The 19,617-nt window shown below is 58.0% G+C and carries 14 protein-coding genes and 5 pseudogenes; 8 read left to right on the top strand and 11 right to left on the bottom strand.

The window, feature by feature from the left end; translation table 11 throughout:
• The 3 genes and pseudogenes from ACLPJJ_RS03610 to ACLPJJ_RS03600 all read right to left on the bottom strand — a co-directional run.
• Window positions 1-209 (bottom strand): annotated as a pseudogene (locus ACLPJJ_RS03610) (hypothetical protein); the annotation flags it as partial.
• 38 nt (window positions 210-247) lie between these two features.
• Window positions 248-2,653: a GumC family protein gene (locus tag ACLPJJ_RS03605; RefSeq protein WP_443589537.1), complete on the bottom strand. Its 2,406-nt coding sequence runs from the start codon at window positions 2,651-2,653 to the stop codon at window positions 248-250.
• A 10-nt stretch (window positions 2,654-2,663) separates the two neighbouring features.
• The gene (locus ACLPJJ_RS03600) at window positions 2,664-3,602 is read right to left on the bottom strand and encodes a polysaccharide biosynthesis/export family protein (RefSeq protein ID WP_443589536.1); all 939 of its coding nucleotides are present in this window, start codon (window positions 3,600-3,602) and stop codon (window positions 2,664-2,666) included.
• A 574-nt stretch (window positions 3,603-4,176) separates the two neighbouring features.
• Between ACLPJJ_RS03600 and ACLPJJ_RS03595 the strand changes: the two genes are divergently transcribed.
• The 4 genes from ACLPJJ_RS03595 (at window position 4,177) to ACLPJJ_RS03580 (ending at window position 8,125) form a co-directional block, all read left to right on the top strand.
• Window positions 4,177-5,541, top strand: a complete 1,365-nt coding sequence (locus tag ACLPJJ_RS03595) for an O-antigen ligase family protein (RefSeq protein WP_443589533.1) — start codon at window positions 4,177-4,179, stop codon at window positions 5,539-5,541.
• 55 nt (window positions 5,542-5,596) lie between these two features.
• The gene (locus ACLPJJ_RS03590) at window positions 5,597-6,610 is read left to right on the top strand and encodes a glycosyltransferase family 4 protein (RefSeq protein ID WP_443589531.1); all 1,014 of its coding nucleotides are present in this window, start codon (window positions 5,597-5,599) and stop codon (window positions 6,608-6,610) included.
• A complete protein-coding gene (locus ACLPJJ_RS03585; protein WP_443589529.1) occupies window positions 6,607-7,803 on the top strand; it encodes a glycosyltransferase in 1,197 nt (398 codons plus the stop codon). Before ACLPJJ_RS03590 ends, ACLPJJ_RS03585 begins: the two co-directional genes overlap by 4 nt.
• A 151-nt stretch (window positions 7,804-7,954) precedes the next feature.
• A complete protein-coding gene (locus ACLPJJ_RS03580) occupies window positions 7,955-8,125 on the top strand; it encodes a hypothetical protein (RefSeq protein ID WP_443589527.1) in 171 nt (56 codons plus the stop codon).
• A 65-nt stretch (window positions 8,126-8,190) separates the two neighbouring features.
• Here ACLPJJ_RS03580 and ACLPJJ_RS03575 read toward each other — a convergent pair whose 3' ends face one another.
• Window positions 8,191-8,982: a hypothetical protein gene (locus ACLPJJ_RS03575; protein WP_443589525.1), complete on the bottom strand. Its 792-nt coding sequence runs from the start codon at window positions 8,980-8,982 to the stop codon at window positions 8,191-8,193.
• Between the two features lie 256 nt (window positions 8,983-9,238).
• Between ACLPJJ_RS03575 and ACLPJJ_RS03570 the strand changes: the two genes are divergently transcribed.
• Entirely contained in the window at window positions 9,239-10,285 is a 1,047-nt protein-coding gene (locus ACLPJJ_RS03570; RefSeq protein ID WP_443589524.1) for a glycosyltransferase family 4 protein, read from the top strand.
• Between the two features lie 6 nt (window positions 10,286-10,291).
• On the opposite strand, the gene ACLPJJ_RS03565 is transcribed toward ACLPJJ_RS03570, so the two are convergent.
• Both ACLPJJ_RS03565 and ACLPJJ_RS03560 read right to left on the bottom strand, forming a co-directional pair.
• Window positions 10,292-11,224: a glycosyltransferase family 2 protein gene (locus ACLPJJ_RS03565; protein WP_443589522.1), complete on the bottom strand. Its 933-nt coding sequence runs from the start codon at window positions 11,222-11,224 to the stop codon at window positions 10,292-10,294.
• Window positions 11,214-12,722, bottom strand: a complete 1,509-nt coding sequence (locus ACLPJJ_RS03560) for an undecaprenyl-phosphate glucose phosphotransferase (protein ID WP_443589520.1) — start codon at window positions 12,720-12,722, stop codon at window positions 11,214-11,216. The genes ACLPJJ_RS03565 and ACLPJJ_RS03560 overlap by 11 nt, the downstream gene beginning before the upstream one ends.
• A gap of 531 nt (window positions 12,723-13,253) precedes the next feature.
• On the opposite strand from ACLPJJ_RS03560, the gene ACLPJJ_RS03555 reads away from it, so the two are divergent.
• Window positions 13,254-14,312, top strand: a complete 1,059-nt coding sequence (locus ACLPJJ_RS03555; RefSeq protein WP_443589518.1) for an acyltransferase family protein — start codon at window positions 13,254-13,256, stop codon at window positions 14,310-14,312.
• On the opposite strand, the gene ACLPJJ_RS03550 is transcribed toward ACLPJJ_RS03555, so the two are convergent.
• Window positions 14,309-14,542: a hypothetical protein gene (locus tag ACLPJJ_RS03550; protein WP_443589516.1), complete on the bottom strand. Its 234-nt coding sequence runs from the start codon at window positions 14,540-14,542 to the stop codon at window positions 14,309-14,311. The two genes, ACLPJJ_RS03555 and ACLPJJ_RS03550, sit on opposite strands and share 4 nt — an antisense overlap.
• Before the next feature lie 435 nt (window positions 14,543-14,977).
• Between ACLPJJ_RS03550 and ACLPJJ_RS03545 the strand changes: the two are divergent.
• Window positions 14,978-15,232, top strand: a pseudogene (locus tag ACLPJJ_RS03545) (ATP-binding protein); the annotation flags it as partial.
• 78 nt (window positions 15,233-15,310) lie between these two features.
• On the opposite strand, the gene ACLPJJ_RS03540 reads toward ACLPJJ_RS03545, so the two are convergent.
• From ACLPJJ_RS03540 to ACLPJJ_RS03525, 4 genes and pseudogenes are all read right to left on the bottom strand, one after another.
• Complete coding sequence (locus tag ACLPJJ_RS03540; protein ID WP_443589514.1) at window positions 15,311-16,141, bottom strand: IS4/Tn5 family transposase DNA-binding protein; 831 nt, start codon at window positions 16,139-16,141, stop codon at window positions 15,311-15,313.
• Between the two features lie 187 nt (window positions 16,142-16,328).
• Window positions 16,329-17,117: pseudogene (locus ACLPJJ_RS03535) on the bottom strand (IS701 family transposase); the annotation flags it as partial.
• A gap of 59 nt (window positions 17,118-17,176) precedes the next feature.
• Window positions 17,177-18,256, bottom strand: a complete 1,080-nt coding sequence (locus ACLPJJ_RS03530; RefSeq protein ID WP_443589513.1) for a glycosyltransferase family 2 protein — start codon at window positions 18,254-18,256, stop codon at window positions 17,177-17,179.
• 280 nt (window positions 18,257-18,536) lie between these two features.
• Window positions 18,537-18,703: pseudogene (locus tag ACLPJJ_RS03525) on the bottom strand (IS1380 family transposase); the annotation flags it as partial.
• Window positions 18,704-18,781: 78 nt separating this feature from the next.
• On the opposite strand from ACLPJJ_RS03525, the pseudogene istA reads away from it, so the two are divergent.
• Window positions 18,782-19,521, top strand: a pseudogene (gene istA, locus ACLPJJ_RS03520) (IS21 family transposase); the annotation flags it as partial.
• Window positions 19,522-19,617 lie beyond the last annotated feature (96 nt).

Below are 19,617 nucleotides of genomic sequence, written 5' to 3'. Positions count from 1 at the left end.
ATATCGTAGCCGTCATAAAAGAAACCAACATTAATGAAGACATTCGAGCCGATTGCGAGATTCCTTGAGCGCAGTATGGCGCCCGCCCAAAGACAGGAATCTGGTGCGACGTCATAGCCCATGAGGCGCATCGCCTTCATTCGGGCCCCCACGGGGAGCAGCTCGCTTCGCAGCAACGCATCTGTGACACGGTGTACGAAATCACCCATGGTGATGCTCCGCTGGAATAGGTGGAATCACGGTCCGTCTAGGTCCGGTCGAGCCTGAACCAACCGGCAACCCTGTCCCGATGTATCGTGGCGGATAGGAAATAGTCATCGTTTCCACCATAATGTTCCGGCTCGACTTCATTGATGATAATGCCATGCGGGCGGTTCAGTGTATCAATCAGCTCGTTGTGAATGTTGAGGGCACGTCGCGAGGAGCGCGAGACGCTGACGACCGACAAGATGAGATCGGCAAAGCCACCGAGAATCAGACCATCCGACACTGTTGGCAAAGGCGGGCTATCGAGGATTACATAGTCGAATTCCGTGCGCAGTTTCCAGAAGATCGACAGCAGGCGCTCTTCTTTTAGCAATTCTCGGCTGGGAAGGCGCTTTGTTCCTGCAGAAATAATCTTAAAATCCTCGTGCGGCCAATTGTGTATTTCCGGACGGATCCCGGTAACTAGCCACTCCACTAGGCCAGGTCCGCTACCAAAACGAAACAGCTGTTGCAGGCGGCTGCGATGGAGATCGCCATCAACCAGAACCACGCGCTTACCGCTGTCGGCGAGATTCTTGGCAAGATTGGCGGCGATGGTAGTCTTGCCATCCTCTTTGCCCGGTGAGGTGATGAGGATGACCATCGGTTTGCCCGGTACGCCAGTGGTCAGGATGGAGCGGCAGAGGATATGGAAGGACTCCGAAAACGCGCTGCGCCCGGGAGCGCCGAAAATGCTGGCCGTGATATCGCCCTTGGTGTACCGCGGTATCGCCCCATAGATTGGAAGCGCGACAGCAAGGCGGATCTGCTCCTCGCTCTCAAAGCGGCCGGAAAAAGCGCGGCGCCCCAGTGTGAGCCCAACGCCGATGATCAGGCCGAGCAAGGCGCCGAACAGCACCGTCACCATCACTTTCGGCGAGGTTGGCTTGAGCGGCATGCTGGCGGGTGTGACGATGCGGGTGTTAATGATGGTGGCCGCCTTGGAAACCCGCGCCTCCTCCTGTTTCTCCATCAGTAATACATAGAGCTGGCCGAGCACGTCGGTCGAACGCTGCAGGGCAATGACTTTTAGAGATTCGGCCGGCATCTGCTTAATCTCGTCCTGGAAATGAGAAATGATCCCGTCGAGATTGGCAAGATTCCCGTCGGCGGCGGCGAGGTCGTTATTGACCGTGGTGAGGATGGCATGCTCCAGCTCCGTCACCTGTGCCTCCTCGACCTGTACATTTTGCGCGGCGCCGGTGAACTGCGCCTGCAAATTACTCAGCTTCAACTCCTCATTGGCAAGGTTGGTGGTCAACGATGAGAGTACGGTATCGTTCGTTTGGCTGACGAGGTAGGGATTAAGCGGCCCCTGGGAATGCTGCAGATTATCGGCAAGCCGCCTCAGCGCGTCGCGCTGTAATTGCAGCATGGTGCGCTGAGTCTGGTACTGGGCAAGCTGGTTGATGATAGCCTGCGCATTCTGCGGCACGTCGATGATGCCCGTTTGCGACTGGTAGGAGGAAAGACTCCGATCGGCATCCGCCAGCTCGGCGCTGATATTCTTGAGCTGCTCGCTGACGAAGTCCTCGGTTGTGGACGCAGATTGTGTTTTCCAGGAAAGTTGGGTGGCGATATAGTCCTGCATCACCTGGTTGACGAAGCACTGTGCCTGGTAGGGATTCATCCAGCGGAATTGCAGAAAGGCGATCTGCGTGGGCAGCATGGCCGAGCCACCCGGAGTTACGGAGAGAGCGCCGTTCTGCAGCGCCTCGGCCAGCGCGGCAGGGGAGGTGACGGTCAGATCATAGGCTTTTCCCGGCTCAGGCTTGTAGGCAGGGTCGGCCGGCCGAACCAGCATCTGCACACCATTGCCGGAAGCGGGTTTTCCCAACTGTCCCTGCAAAATGTGGCGGGGCTGGCCGAGCCAGGATCGTTTCGAGTACAGATCGTAATTACCGTTTTCACCGACCACCAGCCTATAGCGGCCCGGCGTGGTGGCGTAGAGGGCCTCCAGCGTGTCCGGGACCGGCGAAAAACTGCTCATATCGCCATGATCAAATAGACGCCAGCGCCAATAGGTAAGCGGCGGCGTGCCCGCCGGCCTGATTTGCGCGTTTAGACCGGTTTCCAGCACGGCGTTCTCAACAAGGGTACCTGCTGTGATCAGCTCGATCTGCGTCTCGACATCGCCTTCCGTTGCGTAATCGGCAAGAAAATTCAAGCCGTTTCCGCCGTCTGGCGGTGGTGCCGCAGGGGCGTGCGCGTCGCCCAGATAGAGCGCGCCGCTGGCGGTGAACTGCGGCGTGGCTGCCAGAGCCTGCAATAGCGCCACCAACGTGGTGGCCGCCATGATTGCGGCGATGAGTCTCGCCCGGCGCTTGAGACTTAGTACGATCTGGCTGAGGTCGATTGTGTCGTAGGCGGAATCGACGGACAGGGGGGCCGGCAGTTTTGTAGACAAATTCCGGCTCCTAATTATTGTTCCGCGATAGATAGGCGATAGCGACGACCGGATTTAGCACGCTGGAGACAGTCTCCAGAGAGGGCAGCAGAGCCGCGATCACCTGGTTCCAGGTGCCAATACCATTGGGCGGCACGAAAACGACGTCGCCAGGTTGCAACGCGAAGGGCAAGGCGTCTCCATGCAGGATCTTGGCAGCGTCAACGACTATAAAGTCGGCGCTGGCGCCGTGCGAGCGAATCACCCGCACCTGCGACAACTCTGCCCAGGTATAGTTCTGCAAGTCGAGATTGGCGACACTGAGCGCCTGCAGCAGTGAGAGCGAGCCCGATTGGAACGGTACCGCGCCGGGTTTGCCAACGGCGCCGAACACGAAGGCATCCTCGGCGCTGGCCGAGGGGATCACCACCGTGTCACCCGGTGCCAGCATAATGTCCTGCGACAGATCGCCTTCGACAAGTAGCGCATGGAAATCGACGGGCAGCTTTTGGGAGTTCTGCACGACATAGGCCTGATATAGATCGGCGTTGCTGAAATCAACACTGCCGCCAAGCGACAATGCGTCCAGGAGCAACAGCGTGTGCCCCGGATATTTGACGCCTGGCGTACTGAAGGCCCCCAGGAGATAATAACGCAAGCTCTGCGCAGAGACGAGTTGGATCGTAACATTGGGCTTGTTGACATATGTAGCGTAGGCCGCGTTGATCTTCTGCTGCGCGGCATCGATGGTCAGGCCGCCGACATTGACATTGCCAACCAATGGCAGGCTGACCGTGCCATCGCTGGTAATCAGTGCGCCACCAACTCCCGCGGGGATGCCCTCCTGCGGCGTAGACAATTCAGGATGCATATAGACCGATACCGAGATGATGTCGTTCGGACCGAGCCGGTATGGCGCCTGCACTCCTGCATTTGGCGGCGGCAATTGCTGGCTGGCGGGCAGGGTCATATGATCCGCCGAAATGACCGCCGATCCAGCTGACTGGGTCGTAACGACATGCGATACGGGCGGCGGGGAACTGCACGCCGAAAGGGTGGATAAGGCACAAGATACAGCCAAAGCGTGCCGCGTGTGGGGCGGCAGGCTGGACAGATATTTGCGTATGCAGAATTTCATATGCTTCATGCGACTACCAACACAACTCCAGCCATGACGATTAAATATTGCATTATCCAAATTGAAATTAAAGAGAATAATGATACGATATCAGTGATAATACAAAGTATAACATGCCGACAAAGAAACATTCAACAAATGTTGCGAAACGAGATCCGTGACATGTTGGGATATAGAGTGATAGTGCGATGGCTGATGAATATTAGCAACGAAATGTATTGCTGAGCTGTACGAAGCTTGTTAAGCATGCGGCATATGACAGGCCAGACAGGCTGATTATGTATCGTCGCGGTTTTGCCTGTGCTGTTGGCTTGGCGGGTACAACGATGGACAGGCCAACATGACTGCGTTCGGAATCTGTTTTCTGCCACTTTGTCTGTATGCCTGGCGCATGCCGGCACGGCTATTGGAACTGGTGGTGGTGGGCTCCGTGTTCGCTGCTGCCGCCGCCGTCGTGATCGGCGGCTTCGGCGTGACGCCCGCATTGGTGCCGGCAGCCTTGTTTGTCACTCTGTTCATGATCGAAATCTGCCAGGGCGCGCACTATCCCGCGGAGAAGACGGTTCTGGGGGTGATGTGGCCGTTCATCGCCGTAGTCGCGGGTGCCATCGCCAGCTCCTTCATCATGCCTCGTCTTTTCGAGGGTGAAGCTCTGGTTTGGCCACAAAAGATGTCGGGTTTTCTGGCCCTCGTACCGTTGGCACCGAATTCCGGAAATTACACGCAGGATATGTATCTGCTCGTCAACGCGTCGCTGGCGGTCACCGCCGCCATTTATCTTACGCGTGACGGATTTAATTTGCGCCGGCTGCTGGACGGCTATTTCGTCGCCGGCCTTCTGGCGGCGTTCATTGCAGCGTGGCAATTCGCCAGCAACGAGCTTCACGTGTGGTATCCCACCGATTTCTTCCTTTCCAATCCTGGCTGGGCTCTGCTCTCCACCCAGACCATGGGCTCTCTGACACGCCTCAATGGGCCGTTTTCCGAGCCTGCGTCCCTTGCCGCCTATCTGTGCAGTTCCGTCAGTGCCGCTGCCTGGGTGATTTTCAATGGTGACAAGGCACTGCTGCCGCGCCTAACGCTGGTGTCTGGCCTTGCAATCATCCTGCTCTGCACCTCCGCGACCGGCTATTTGGCGCTCGCCATCATGACCGGTCTGCTGCTGGTCCGTACGTTTCTTGCCGCTGCTCCGGCGACGCGCCGACGCGTAGTTACCGGCACCTTCATCGCGGGCGTGCTGGTGGCGCTCGCCATAGCAACGACCCCGGTGGTGGCCCCCAGCGTAGCCGAGGAGGCCAAGATCATTTTTACCTCCACCACGAACAAGCAACAATCCGCCTCCTATACCGCCCGCACCACATCCGACCGTGACTCTTTGCGCGCCATGGAGGCCAGCGATTTCCTGGGCGTGGGCTGGGGCAGCAACCGCTCCTCCAGCCTGGGCCCCGGGCTATGCGCCGCCATCGGGGTCTGGGGCATTTTTGGACTGCTCGGATTTATTGCCGTTCTCTACAGGCACCTCACCATCGCCCATCGCGTGGCCGATGCCAGCAGCCGCGCCGTGATGCAGGGATGCAGCGCCGGGCTTCTGGCTGCGCTCACCGCCACCATGCTCTCCGGCCCCACCATCTCCTCGCCGGATTTCTATCTTCTGCTCGGTTTGCTCGTCGGAACGGCCGCGCGTGCGCGCCATCAGGCGCGCGCTGTATTCCAGCCAGCCGCGCAGGCGCCGCGCGCGCGGTTCGGCGTCGCGACGATGATGAAAGGGTAATCCGCTGCAGCCGCTCTACATAAATGGCCGCTTCGTTACGCAAGGCGTCTCCGGCGTGCAGCGTTTCGCGGCGGAGATCAGCCGCGCGCTGATCGCGCTGGAGGATGCCCGCGCCGGGTTGCTCGTACCTCCAACGGGCGCGCAGCTCTGGCCAGGCGCGTGGGAAACCGGACGGTTGCGCGGCCAAGCCTGGGAGCAATGGGAGCTGCCGCGCCAGGCACGCGACGGCATCCTCGTCAGTCTCGGCAACACCGCGCCGGTGCTGGCGCGCCGCCAGATCGTCGTCATCCACGACGCCGGTGTGTACAGCACGCCCGAAGCATATTCCTGGAAATTCCGCTCTTGGTACAAGACCCTGCACACTGCGCTAATTCGCGGCGGCGTGCCGGTGGTCACCGTGTCGGAATTTTCGCGCGCGGAGATCTTGCGGCACTTGCCTGCGCGACAGGGGCAGGTGAGCGTGATCCCGGAAGGTGCCGACCATATACAGCGCATCATGCCGGACGAGGCTACGTTGCAGCAGTTCGGGCTCGCGTCCGGCCGCTTCGTGCTCGCCGTCGGCAACCTTGCCGCACATAAGAACCTGCCTGCGCTCGGTCTGCTGGCCGAACGGCTACGTGCTCAGGGCATGAGCTTGGTGGTGGCCGGGAATGTGCTGGGCCGCGCCTTCAGCGGCGCGGGAGATCAGCACCTGCCGGTGGCGGGGCATTATATCGGCCGGGTTACGGACGCACAGCTCAAGGCGCTGTACGAGGCGGCGTGCTGCTTCGTGTTCCCTTCGCGCTACGAAGGTTTTGGCCTGCCGGCGGTGGAGGCGATGGCAAGCGGCTGCCCCGTGGTCGCTGCCAGCATTCCCGCGCTGCACGAGACCTGCGGCGACGCCGCGCTCTATTGTGACCCGGCATCCCCGGAACACATTGCGACGCAGGTTCTGCTGCTTTGCAACGATCCCGCCCTGCAAGCGCGGCTGCGCGAGGTGGGGCAGCGCCATGCCGCCGCCATGACTTGGCACCGTGCCGCGCTGGTACTGCAGGCCATCATCACGTCACACTATGGAGGTAGGGTATGAAGATCGCTCTCGTGCATGAGTGGCTGGAACATTATGCCGGATCGGAGCGTGTGCTGGCGCAGATCCTGCGCTGCTTTCCGCAAGCCGATGTTTTTGCCGTGGCCGATTTTTTGCCGGCTAATGAGCGTGGCTTTTTGGAAGGCCGCGCAGTGACGACAAGCTTCATCCAGAAGCTTCCGTTTGCGCGCAAGCATTTCCGGAACTATCTGCAGCTTATGCCGCTCGCCGTCGAGCAGTTCGATCTCACTGGCTATGATCTCGTTATCTCCAGCAACCATGCCGTGGCGAAGGGGGTTCTCACGGGGCCGAAACAGGTGCATGTCAGCTACGTCCACTCGCCCATGCGCTATGCCTGGGATCTGCAGCCGCAATATCTGCGCGAAGGCGGGCTCGAGCGGGGGGTAAAAAGCCTGTACGTGCGCTGGCTCTTGCACAAGATGCGGCTATGGGACGCCAATTCGGCGAACGGCGTCGATCAGTTCATTGCAAATTCCAGCTACATCGCCCGGCGCATCGCCAAGACCTACCGACGTGAGGCGCTGGTGGTGCCGCCGCCTGTGGCCGTCGAAGATTTTACCCCCGGACAGGGCACGCGCGATGGCTTCCTGGTTGTCTCCCGCTTTGTGCCCTACAAGCGTGTGGAACTGATCGTGCAGGCGTTCCGGGAAATGCCGCAACACTGCCTCACGGTGGTCGGCGCCGGCACCGATGCCGCCTTGGTTGCCAAGGCCGTTGAAGGGGCACCGAACATTAAGTTGCGACCACCTGTGCCGCACGCGGAACTCGTGGACCTGATGCGTTCGGCGCGCGCGATGATTTTTGCTGCAGAAGAGGATTTTGGCATCACCATGGTCGAGGCACAGGCCTGTGGGACGCCGGTGCTCGCTTATGGAGAAGGCGGTGCGCGCGATATTTTTGCCGCCTCTACAGGCGCGCCGCAGACGGGAATTTTATTCGGTGAACAAACCGTGGACTCGATTGTCTCGGCGTTGCGCCATTTTCTGGAGCTGGAGCCGCACCTGGCTGCTTCGCTCTGTCGCGCGAACGCCTTGCGCTTTTCCGAGGCTGCATTCCGCGAACGTTTCACGGGGGCCATCGAGACCGCCCTGCGAGACGCCAGACCGCGCGCCGGACTGTATCCTGCAATCAAAGGTATTGGGGCTGGCCCAGAATATGCCGTAGCAGGCGAGTAAACAATTGGTAACTTATCGGCTTATTGAGTGATTTTCTGAGTGTCTGCCGGTAGCGTTCCTTTACCGAAACGAGTATCGCGGCGCTGCATTCTTGCGGCCCTAAGGCCCGGACGGACTTGGTCGCAAGACTTCTTGAAGGATGGAGTGTGCCATGTCCGCCGATTCATTGAAGAGGGAAGCCGAACTGCGCGCCGGCGTCATCGACCGACTCATCACCGCTTCTGTGCTCGAAGGCAGTCCTGCGCGGGAAGAATTTATGAATCGCTGGCGCCACCTCGTCGTACAGCCATGCGCGGGCGATGTAGGCGTTGGAAATGTCTGACGTGCCTCCTTAAGGGCAACTGCTTCACCTGCCGCCCTGAAGTTTCATGTAGGCGCCGTCTGTGCCTAAACATTGGCACGCACCTTGGCGCGGCCGGTGAGCATGCGCAGGCCGCTGTCCACATGTGGATCGCCAAAATGGAACAAGGCTGTCGCGCGGATTTTCGTGGGATCGCACGGCTCGTTCGCATGCAGAGAGCGGTAGCCCCAGAACAGATACAAACTCCCCGGAACGATCCGCACCTTCACGAAGCCGCCGCGCCCTGCCTCTGACTGGCACCGGAAAATTTTCTGAGAGACCGGATTATCGACGAGAATCTTATCGACAAGATTGGCGAAATAGGAGGACCGCACATTGCGATGGTTTGGCTTCATCACCAAGTTGCCGGTTCGCCCTTCTTTCGGAATAATAATCGGCAGAAGTGCTGTGACGACATAGGAGTCATAATGGAAGAAATAGGCGTGCTTCAGGCCGGTTTCGCCCGTGAGGCAGCGCAGTACCTGGTACACGGACTGCATCGGCGCCGCCCTGCCCTGGCCTGCTTCATATATGCGCCGCATCAGGCTTGTAAAACGCGGCATGACGCCAATGGTTTCAAGCAGTGTGCCGGAAATCTCTGCCTTTCCCGTGAGCGCCGCATACTCACCGCCATTGCCGTCGACGACGTCCGTCACCAGCTTACGCAAAGCCGCCAGACTCTCACCGTCGATATAGGAGGGAATGACAGCAAAGCCGGACCGATCGATCTCACGGGCGAGCGCTGCCACATCGCTATCGGATACGTCCGGCAGGATCAACTCCGGCTGCGCCAGATGAGCGTCTTGTCTCTCTGTGGGGACGGCAACAAATTCGTTCATGTGACACCGCGCCTGTTTGACTTTTTCATGCGTACCGACTGGTCGTGAATTCGAAAGGATGGCACGGTAGGCGGAATACCACCGCGCCGATACCGTTGCACTATATTGTGTTGTAGCCTGATCGATCAATTACAATCCGCAATAGATTGTCGTTTTGAGCTTTTTGTATCGGTACGATTGTGTTGTGTACGGATACATCAACGAGTTATGGTGACGCACCGGCCTGTGCCGGCAAATTATGGCTGCGAGGATCTCGATGCGAATACTGCACCTGGTCAATCACTGCGGAAAAGCCAATGGCCACGTCAACGTCTCGGTTGACATGGCCTGCACTCAGTCGAGAAACGGTCACGTCGTCGGCTATACCTGCTCGAAGGGCGATTTCATTCCGATGCTCGAGCAGGCCGGCGTGAAAGTATTCAAGGTCGAGGAGCCGCATCGTAACATCCGTCAGTTTATCAAGGCACATTTTGAGCTTTGGCGCGCGATTATGGCGTTCCAACCGGACATCATCCACGTCCACATGGCGGCGCAGAGCGTACTCATTCAACCGTACCGGCTGATGGGCTACAAGGTCGTCACCACCGTGCATAATGAGTTCGACCGCTCCGTCTGGCTCATGGGACTCGCCTCACGGATCGTCACGGTCAGTAAGGCGGGGTACGCGGGTATGATCCGCCGTGGATTCAGCAGCAAGAAGATCAGGATCGTACTTAACGGGTCCGTCGGCTCGCCACGCCTGAAGCAGGATTTCTCGCCAGCACAGATTCAGCAACCAGCGATCATTACGGTCGCTGGCATGCACCCGCGTAAGGGAATCAGCGATCTTCTGCACGCATTTTGGCTCGTCACGGCGACACATCCGAGCGCGCATCTTTATCTGCTGGGCGAAGGCCCGCGCCAGAAGGAGTATGAGGCGCTGGCCGCAGAGCTGAACCTGACGGATAGTGCGCATTTCCTCGGCTTCCGTGACGATCCGCGCGAACATCTCTTTGCCGCCGACATTTTCGTGCTCGCCTCACATTCGGACCCTGGTCCTCTGGTGATCGCCGAGGCACGAAACGCCGGCTGCGCCATTGTGGCAACGAATGTCGATGGTATTCCGGAGATGCTCGATCATGGAGCCGCCGGCATCCTGGTGCCGCCGAAGGAACCCGCGACCCTTGCAGCTGCGATCGTGAGGCTACTCGCCGACCGCGCGGAACTTGAAAAATACTCAAAAATGGCCCGGAAGAACGTGGACCGCTTTACCATATCCCGTGTCTGCCGGGAGATGGACCAGATCTATCGAGAGCTGGTCTGATCCTACTCAGATCAACGCCAGAATCCTCTCGGGGTTGCAGCGCAGGCGCAGCAGGTCGAGGAGACCGATCCAATTTCCCTTGCAGCGCCCGGCGCGATCGATGAACGGCTCCGGACGAATCACCCCCGCATGGTTGGCGAAAAAATTCCGGACCATCAGACGCAGCGCCTGGGCAGGGCGCATTGTGCCCTTGCGCACTAGATAGACTGGATTGACCATTTGCGAATAGCCAAGCGCGACCCCGCTCGTACGCCCCTTATTGACTCCGCGATGCACGCCGGCAAATGCATTCGTCCTGACCATGAGGCCGAACTTCATCAGTTGGCCCGTGAAGTCAACGTCCTCCTGCCAGCCATAGAGCGGCAAGGTCTCGTCGAACCGGTACGCGCCAATGGCCCGGGTGCGAAAAGCCATGTTGCAGCCATAGAGCTCGCTGGTTGGTGCCGTTTCAGTTCGCTTGGGTTCAGCATCGCGCTCATGCTGCCGCAGAGCGTCGATTGCATCTTGGTAGGCAATGCCGCCTTGCTTAACGCCGTCGCGCAGCACCAAGCCCGTGGCGCCCACGATGTCCGGATGCTCCTGGAATAACTTGGCTATCCCGGCGAGTGCATCATTCGCGGGAACGAAGTCGTCATCAAAAAATACGACGATGTCCGAGACTGGCAGGGTGTGCTCCAATCCACGATTGCGCTGTCGCGTCAGCCCCTTAGGTCCCATGATGACATCTACGCCGACTGGAATTTGGGCAGGTAGATCGGACGGAACCTCGACAGAGAGAACGATGGAGGATGGTGCCAAGGTTTGGGTGGCGAGATGCTCTAGTAACTGCCCGATCTCCTCACCGCGGCGGATGGAGGCGACGATGACGGCAATACGTACCGACGTAACCGCGCCTGTCTTGGTTGGCGCGCGCGCCAAGCCCTTGGGGCTAAAATGCATTTTTGCCAAAGAACCCAGAAAAGGCGGTTTTCATCAAGATTGAGAGATCGAGCATGAAGGACCAGTTATCGATATAATAGAGATCATGCGCCACACGCTGCTCGATCTGGTGCAGCGTCTCGGTGGGGCCGCGCCAGCCATTTACCTGCGCCCATCCGGTGATGCCGGGCTTCACCCTGTGCCGCGCCGCGTACTCCTGTACGGCCTCGAAATAGAACTGCCCGGCTGCAGTCGCTTCCGGCATATGCGGCCGCGGTCCCACCATGGACATGTCACCGAGCAGCACATTGAAGAGCTGCGGCAACTCGTCCAGGCTCAGTTTACGCATCAAATGACCGAAGGCGAAGACCCGCGGGTCGTTGCGCGTAGTTAGCTTGCCGGTGCTGCAAACAGACACATGCATCGAGCGGAATTTGTAGACGTTGAACTCGCGGTTGCGATAGCCGGTGCGCTTCTGGCGGAACAGCACAGGTCCGGGGCTGGTTAGCTTGATGCCTATCACGCAGGCCATCATCACCGGCGCGAACAGCAGCAGGGCCAGCGTGGCTGCAGCCTTGTCGAAGAGGGTTTTGATCAGCAGTCCTGAGCGCTCGATTGGCAGGTCGCGGATCGACATCAGGTGCACGCCCGGCAGCTCGCCCAGCCGCGCGTGCCAGTCGCGCGTCGTGCCCATCTCGAGCGGGCCCGGCAGCAGCGCGATCTTCAATGGCTGCATGCTGAGGCGCCCGACAAGGCGGCGCATTACGTCAATATCCTGCAATGGAAGCGCAATCACGACCGTATCGAGTTCGTTCCACTTGTGGTAGACCGGGAGATCGTCGATGCCGCCATATACCGGCACGTCGGACACCATGCGCGCTGCGTTATTGTCGTCGAACACTGCCTTCACCCGCACACCCAGTCGGTCGGCCTTCACCCGCGCAATAAATTGGGCAGCGAGAGCAGTGGCGCCGATCACGACCGCGTCATGCACCACCAGCTCCTGTTCGACCCCGTACCGGAATAGTAAGAATAAAGCTCTGCGAGCACAGATGAGCGCCAAGCCGCAGGTAACAATCCAGATCGTGAGTATATCCACGTTGTTGTGCAGGATGTCACGGCTACTGGAGCCAGCGTTCCAGACCGCCGCCACATCTATGGTGAGCAAGGCTGCGAGCAAGCACAGCCAGGCCCATGAAAAATATTGCCGGAACTGCCGGTAATCGCCGATTACCTCCAAGCGGTATAGGCCAGCGCTGTAAAGAGACAACAACGTGAGAAGGATCAAGGTGCTCTGCGTTGATAAATCACTATAAAAAAACGATGGAAAATTGGAGTTGTACGTGCCTAGGGCGAGGGTGACGGCAAGCAGAACCGCCAAATCGACGGTTGCGGCCAGAAACGAAAATACATGCGGCGAGACGACGGGAAGATAGCGACCGACACCGCGTGCGTTGGGCGCGGTGACCTCTGGCCTGGTATCCATGAAAAGCATTCGCGTCATCGAATCTTCAGTCATGTCCAATCCCATTAAGTCAATGGTCGTGCCAATGTGGCAAACGCTAGTCGAGCTATCAGATAGGCCCGGCAACCCAAATTGCGCAGATGTGGACAGATTCACAGTTATGACCACTTCGAACTCGTAACAAAGACGATCAGATGGACCAGAGTCAAGCATTGTTTGCCGTTGATATGACATCGACACAATAAATTTCGATGTTATTAATCTAGATGAATACCTTGACTCGTAACGAAAAAACCTTTTGTTTTATGTAGAGTACAAATCTATACGATCGAGAAACGTTTGTGGTGTATGATTTCAAGAATGGCATGTTTCAGCATTTAAAATGTCGCGGGAGAACAGAATGACACGTTGCGTGATGGCAACGACTCCTTCCGTGGAGGCTGGACGGACTTTTAGAGGTTGCGGCTCCCTGACTCTTGTACCGCAGGAGGTACGCGCTGAACAAGCGCGGCATCATTGCCAACGTGATAAGCAATCCGAGCCTGTTACGGACTTCTGCTCCTCACCATTGGGCAGGACACAGCTATGACGGAGACGCGCCACTATCTCGCGCTTGACGGGTTGCGCGGCGTGGCTGCACTCGCGGTGGTTTCCCTGCACGTCACGGAGTACTTCCGCCTGCCCGTACAGCCTGGCCACGCTTATCTGGCGGTCGACTTCTTTTTCATGCTGAGCGGCTTCGTCATCGCGCACGCCTATGACGAAAAACTGCGGTGGGGCATGGGCGTATTGCCCTTCCTGGCCGTCCGGCTCATTCGCCTGCAGCCGCTGGTGCTGCTGGGCGTGGCGCTGGGTACCGGCGCCTATCTGTTACGGGCACGGCTCGGCGGCATCGATATGGCCAGCGTGTTGCAGGCCGCGTGCACCAATGCGCTGCTGCTGCCCACACCGGCGCTTCTCGCGCTGCGGCCCTGGGCATTTCCCGTCGACACGCCGCTCTGGTCGCTGGCTTTCGAGATTTGGATCAACGTGCTCTACGCCCTGCTGTTTAGGGTGCTGACGCGGCTTACACTCGGCATGGGGTTGGTCATCGGCGCGGGGCTGGTGATCTCGATGTCACTGGCCAACGGCGGATTGAATGAAGGATTTGCCTGGCACGGTTTCTATCTCGGCGGGGCGCGCGTGCTGTTTCCGTTCGTCATGGGCGTCATGCTATCGCGCTATGCCAGAGGCGAGGCCCGTTTGGGCTGGGCGCATGCCATGTTCATTCCGCTCCTGCTCGTGCTGTGTGCCCCAGTTGCCGGCGGCGGCTGGTTCGACATCGCGGCAGTGCTTCTCGCCTTTCCGGCTTTATTGCTGGCAGCATCCCGGGCTTCCGTCAGCCAGCGGCTGGATTCGCTCTGGCGCCAGCTTGGGCTGCTCTCCTATCCGGTGTACGTGATACACTACCCGTTCGTAGTGGTCATATCGAACCTGTGCAAATCATCCCATGCCGGAGTTGCGGCCTCATGGCTGGGCGCCATGGTTACAATCCTGGTTGTCCTAGTCCTCTCTGCCCTTGCCGCCCGGTTTTACGATGCGCCGGTGCGCGCCTGGGCGTCGCGCCGCCTGGCTCCGCCGCTGGCCGCCGCCCGGGCGGGCTAATGGTGCAATATGTAATAAAGCGCCCAGATGATAACGCCCCACAGGCCCAGCGACGCCAGCACAAGTATGGCAAGTGCCGGGCCTGGTTGCAAGCGGGGGCCGGCGAAAAATTCACGCCAGCGATGCGCCAATAAGCCAGGCGCGCTATCCTGCCGGCCGGCGCTGGAGGTGAACTCGCAGGCAACGCCGTTGCCGTCCTTCTTTCGGGAACTCCCAAGCTGCTGTGCCATTCGCCGTGCTGCCTTGTTTATTGCCTTGTAGTATGGAGTGATATCAACCCACGGTTTCAACATCAATAAAATTTAAATACCGTAAGTTGAAGCCTCGGCAGTTCGTCTTGTAAACTGTAGGAATTTCATTTGGAAGACGTCAAATCACAACAATGTGCGGCACAATCCATAGCCCATCAAGAACCCCGGAATGCGGCTGCGGGGCGGTCAGGCTTGCAGTATCCCTCCGGCAGCGCTTTCAATTACCGACAAATTGCATGCCGAACATTACGCCGAGTTTGATATCCGTCAGCCGTGAGAGCCCCTGCCACATCACGGTATTACCAGGCGGAGTATCCGTCGCGCGCGCGAGATAGCCTCCAAGCTGGGCGATTTTGGTCAGATACTGCCCGAGTGTCCTTCGGCGAGGTCGTGCCCCAAGCGGTGGTGTAGGTGGACCTGCTGATCCTGGACGATTGGGGGCCTGAAACCCCGAACGCCGACCAGCGCCGTGATCTGTTGGAGATCATCGATGATCGCCACCAAATGCGCTCCGTCATCATCACCAGCCAGGTGCCGATCGGCCGATGGTACGAAATCATCGGCGACCCCACCATCGCCGACGCCATCCTCGACCGGCTCATCCACAATGCCTATCGCATCGAACTGACCGGCGAGAGCCTCCGGAAAAAGCAAAATCCTACCGCCACCAACCCCAAAACTTGCCCCCGAACAAAGACCCGACAATCATTCAACCAGACCCAACCGATGACGCTCAGGTGGCCGGCTTCAAATCGGAACACTGCCCGGCTTGAGATCGGAATCAGTGGCCGGCTTCAGATGGGAATGCATGGCCGGCTTCATCAGAATACGCACTTCATCCATCGCGTCGGCGATAGTGTGATCGCCTTCCCCAGCCAGGCGGTCGACACAAGTTCTAATCAGGAAATGCGTGCCGGTCCCCTGGGCTGTACAGAAGAGTTCGTAGATGTCACTCTCGCGATCACCAATATGAACGCATCGTCCCGGATCAGCAAAAAGCGTGGTGGATTGCTTCAGATTATCCAACCAGCGGATGCTTTCCTTCCCCTCAATGGGCACCCTCGTCGGGTTGATTTTCTTCTTGAGTGCCGCGGTCCCCTTGAATTTCTTGCGGGTCCAGAATTTGGCTGCGGCAAGACCCAGAGGCAGTCCATCGCTCGTTATCGCAAGGCTTGAATGCATCAGGATGCCGCAAACCGTATGCGACCGCAGGCGCCCGGCCTTGTCGCGGCCGCTATTCACACTCTTCGTGATCCCGACGGCCTCCGTGGACTCTCGTTTACAAACAAATTCCGTCGTGTCATGGAGCATGAAAACTAGGCCCTCGGTGGCTCCCACGCGCTCGCAGGTCGATTGAAAGTGGCCGGCCAGAATGTCGGCCTCGCTGATCCGGTCATTGGAGAAAAAGTGATAGGCTGCCTTCGTGTCGGCCCAATCCTGGCAGACCAGCGGAATGCTTTGCCCCACAGAACCTCCCATCCGCGCGATCAGCTTACGGAACCGCCCTTTCAGGCGCTCATCAGCAAAATGGCACCCGGAAATCTCGCAGTCAAACCAACCAACCTCTTCCTCGTCCATCGCACCGCTCCCGATTCGGTGCCGGACAAAGAATCGCACGCGATTCGCGCCGGGCAATAGCCGGGCTGTAGCAGACAGGGATTTGTGGGTAATTGAAAGTCGGGTAGCGGCCACCTTCTCGAATTTGGGGATTTTGGTGAGGCCCCGGTATTGTAACTTAATGATGGGGAGTGTCCACAATCTGCCCATCGGATGATGGCAGTGCCGTGGCAATCTCCTCGGCGGAACCGCCAAGCGGCCGCTCTTTGTTCCACGATCCAAACCAATGCGCTGAATTCACGCCAAGCACATAGCTCTTACCTGCCCGGCGTAGATCGCGCTCAATATCGCCGACGCCGTAGACGGTATCCCCAGCCACCCAGGCCAACGGCACATGCGTCGCAACCGCACGTTCAATCATTCTGGCCGCGAGTTTGGGCTTGGTCGCGAAGTCGACGTCGTCCGACACTGACGCGGCCTTCAGGCGCGCCGGATCGTCGGTCCAACTCTTCGGCAGATACAGGGCGCAATCAATGAAGGCATGGCCATGGCGCGATACGTAGGCGGCGAACACGCCGATCTGGCAGTTCTTGATCTTGCCCGCGGAACCCGTGTATTTCTGCGCCACCCCACACGATGCTTTGCCCTGCTTCAGAAAACCAGTTTCATCAATAACCAGAACCGCATTGTCGTCCGCAAGATGCTCATCGAAATAGTCGCGCACAATATCGCGCAGCGCATCCGCATCCCATCGGCCTCGACCCAGAAGCGCCTGCTGCCGCCAAGGACCGGGATCGCCAGCAGCCTCAGCGCGCATCCATCCGGCCTTGCGCCGCTCATCCCCAAGCAACCCATCCAGCAACAATCCCGAGCTCGCCGCGACGCGCTCCTGCGTGAACAGTGGCCGCATCCGTCTCTTCACGTCCCGCAACGGCGATGCCCACAACTCAAGCGTCGTCTCGATCGAGGCAACCGTCATCCATGAACTCCGAATCATGGTAACCCATAGCTTCAGAGATCAAGCCGTTTCGCAACTAAAAGATCGCAACTGTAATGCTAGCGCCTACTAAATTGATACGATGAACGTGCGGCTGGCCCTCGCGCGATTTCAACCAAAAGACGCGACACTCGACTCCGCCCTGTTTGCATCCGTGCGGCAGCATATATCCATCGCACCAAAAATTTAGGCCCGATCCCCAGAACAAAAAACCATATCGACCACATAATACATCCGGGAAAACTTATATTCGGAAACCGGAATGTCGCTTGAGATCCGGCAATGACAAGCGAAATTGCCTTATCATTCTTGTATGGCGATTGATCGGCCGCAAAACGAAACGCCAGTAATCTATATTCAATTTGCTGTGTGCTGCTCAAATTACCACCAGCAACCACACTAATTCCACGCATTTGTGCCAAAGATTCAAATTTTGTTTGTAGAACGCGATCGAAATTAAGCCATCGTATTATCGGTTCAATTCGGAATCCAGCCTTGTCCTGTGCCCAGGCATTAGCCCCGTGAACGCGATAGGCCCCCAACACGTCTTGAATGCTTCGAACATCACCGAACAGAGGCGCCATCTTGCTCAAATACCCGTCTGGCGATCGATATATCTCGGCCTCATCGATCGGAAACAGCGCATCGAGATACGCACTTGAAAAGGCATTGCCGCTGGATACGGTCCAAGGATAAATACCGAACTGGTAGGATTGATGCCGTATCGTCTCTGGAGATAAATCGATTGCAAAAAAAGGGAATATCATATGCTGGTCGACCCCATCACAATTGATCGTATCCAACCGGTATTGCAGCTTGACGTCGCCATTTCTCCAGTTGGCAGCGACAGTTTGAATACAATCTTTGTACAGAATATCGTCAGAATCAAGAAATATTATGAATTCACCCTTAGCCGCCGCGTACCCAAAATTGGCGGCGGATACATGTCCGCCAGCTTCTTTTAATATGGGAACAATACGATTTCCATATGATGCAATAATATCACGAGACATATCGGTGGAGCCGTCATCTACAACAACAACCTCAAGGGAACTGTACGACTGCGCCAGCGCACTATCAATCGCCTTTGTTAAAAACCGTCCATAATTATGGTTGATAATAACGATTGTGAACAACATGATTCTGTTCTAGACCGAAACGAACGAATTGTAAATTTCATTTTGCAATGAACTTACTCGACGTTTCCCATATGAGCGATCGATGCGGTCCTCTTGGAGAAGAGATAGCCCCTTTGTGCGTGCCTGAGAATGGCAAATCTGTTATTTTTGGTCTCTTCGCGGGTTTGTCCTCGCTTTTTTGTTGCGATTTGATGACTAAAACCGCCTTTCAGCCGGTTTTGTTGGGCAATAAGCGTACTTCGCCAGTTGGTGCCCCCAATTTCCGGAGCCTGAAACAGGGCTAACATAAGGTAGCCCTCCGGTGCCGAAGGTTATTGATCATCTGCAAGATGCGGTTGAACAGCACGTGGGGACGGCGACCTCAGCCATCTGGAAGGTCGTGTAGCGGGCATGCGAGATGGCTTTTTCGACGATTTTTATGAGCTTTTCGCAGATCGTCGTCAGCGACTGCCAGGCGAAATGAGAAATTGCCCCCCTGACGAATCGGAGAACTGACCCCCTCGAGTTTTATGAGAGGAGGGCCGGATGATGAGGGGTATTTCAGGGCATTCTGCATTGTCAGGGACGATGCAGGGGGACGAGATGCTTCAGCCTGAAGAGGTGGCTGCGATGGTGCGGCTGCATGGGCTTGGCTGGGGTGCCAAGCGTCTATCGAAGGAATTTGGCTGTCCGCGGAACACGGTGCGGCGCTATCTGCGCGCGGGCGGGCCTGTCGGCTATCGCAAGCCTGAACGGCGGATAGCCTTTGATGGTTTGGAGGATTGGCTGCGGGAACGCTTCTTCCGGCACGGCGGCAACGCGGATGTGATCCGCCAGGAGTTGGCGAGCGAGCATGGCATTGTCATCGGGCTGCGCTCGGTTGAGCTGCGGGTACGGCAATGGCGGCGTGAGCTGAAGGCGCAGAAACGGGCGACGGTGCGGTTTGAGACCGAGCCTGGCCGGCAGTTGCAGATCGACTTTGGCGACACCCGGGGTGGATTGGCGATGAGCGGGTGCGGGTGCATCTGTTCGTGGCGACGCTGGGTTATTCACAGCGGCTGCATATCCGCGCCTTGTTGCGCGAGGGGCAGGCGGACTGGTTTGCCGGGATGGAAGGCGCCTTCCTGCGGTTTGGCGGGGTGCCGGCGGAGGTTTTATTGGATAATCCCCGGGCGCTGGTCGAGCATCATGACGCGGTAACGCGCGAGATGCGGTTCAATGCCCGGCTGCATGCCTTCGCGCGGTACTGGGGCTTTACGCCCCGCTCCGTCACCAGCTTCACAGCCTCAATCTTGAACTCACTGCCAAACTTCCGTCTCGTCATGTCCTCTCTCCGGTTCCTCGATCACGATCTTATCGTCGTGTCCACGAAACCGGCAGCA

The sequence above is a fragment of the Acidocella sp. genome, assembly GCF_052326845.1.
GTDB lineage: Bacteria > Pseudomonadota > Alphaproteobacteria > Acetobacterales > Acetobacteraceae > Acidocella.
This window is presented reverse-complemented; position numbering and strand designations above follow the sequence as displayed.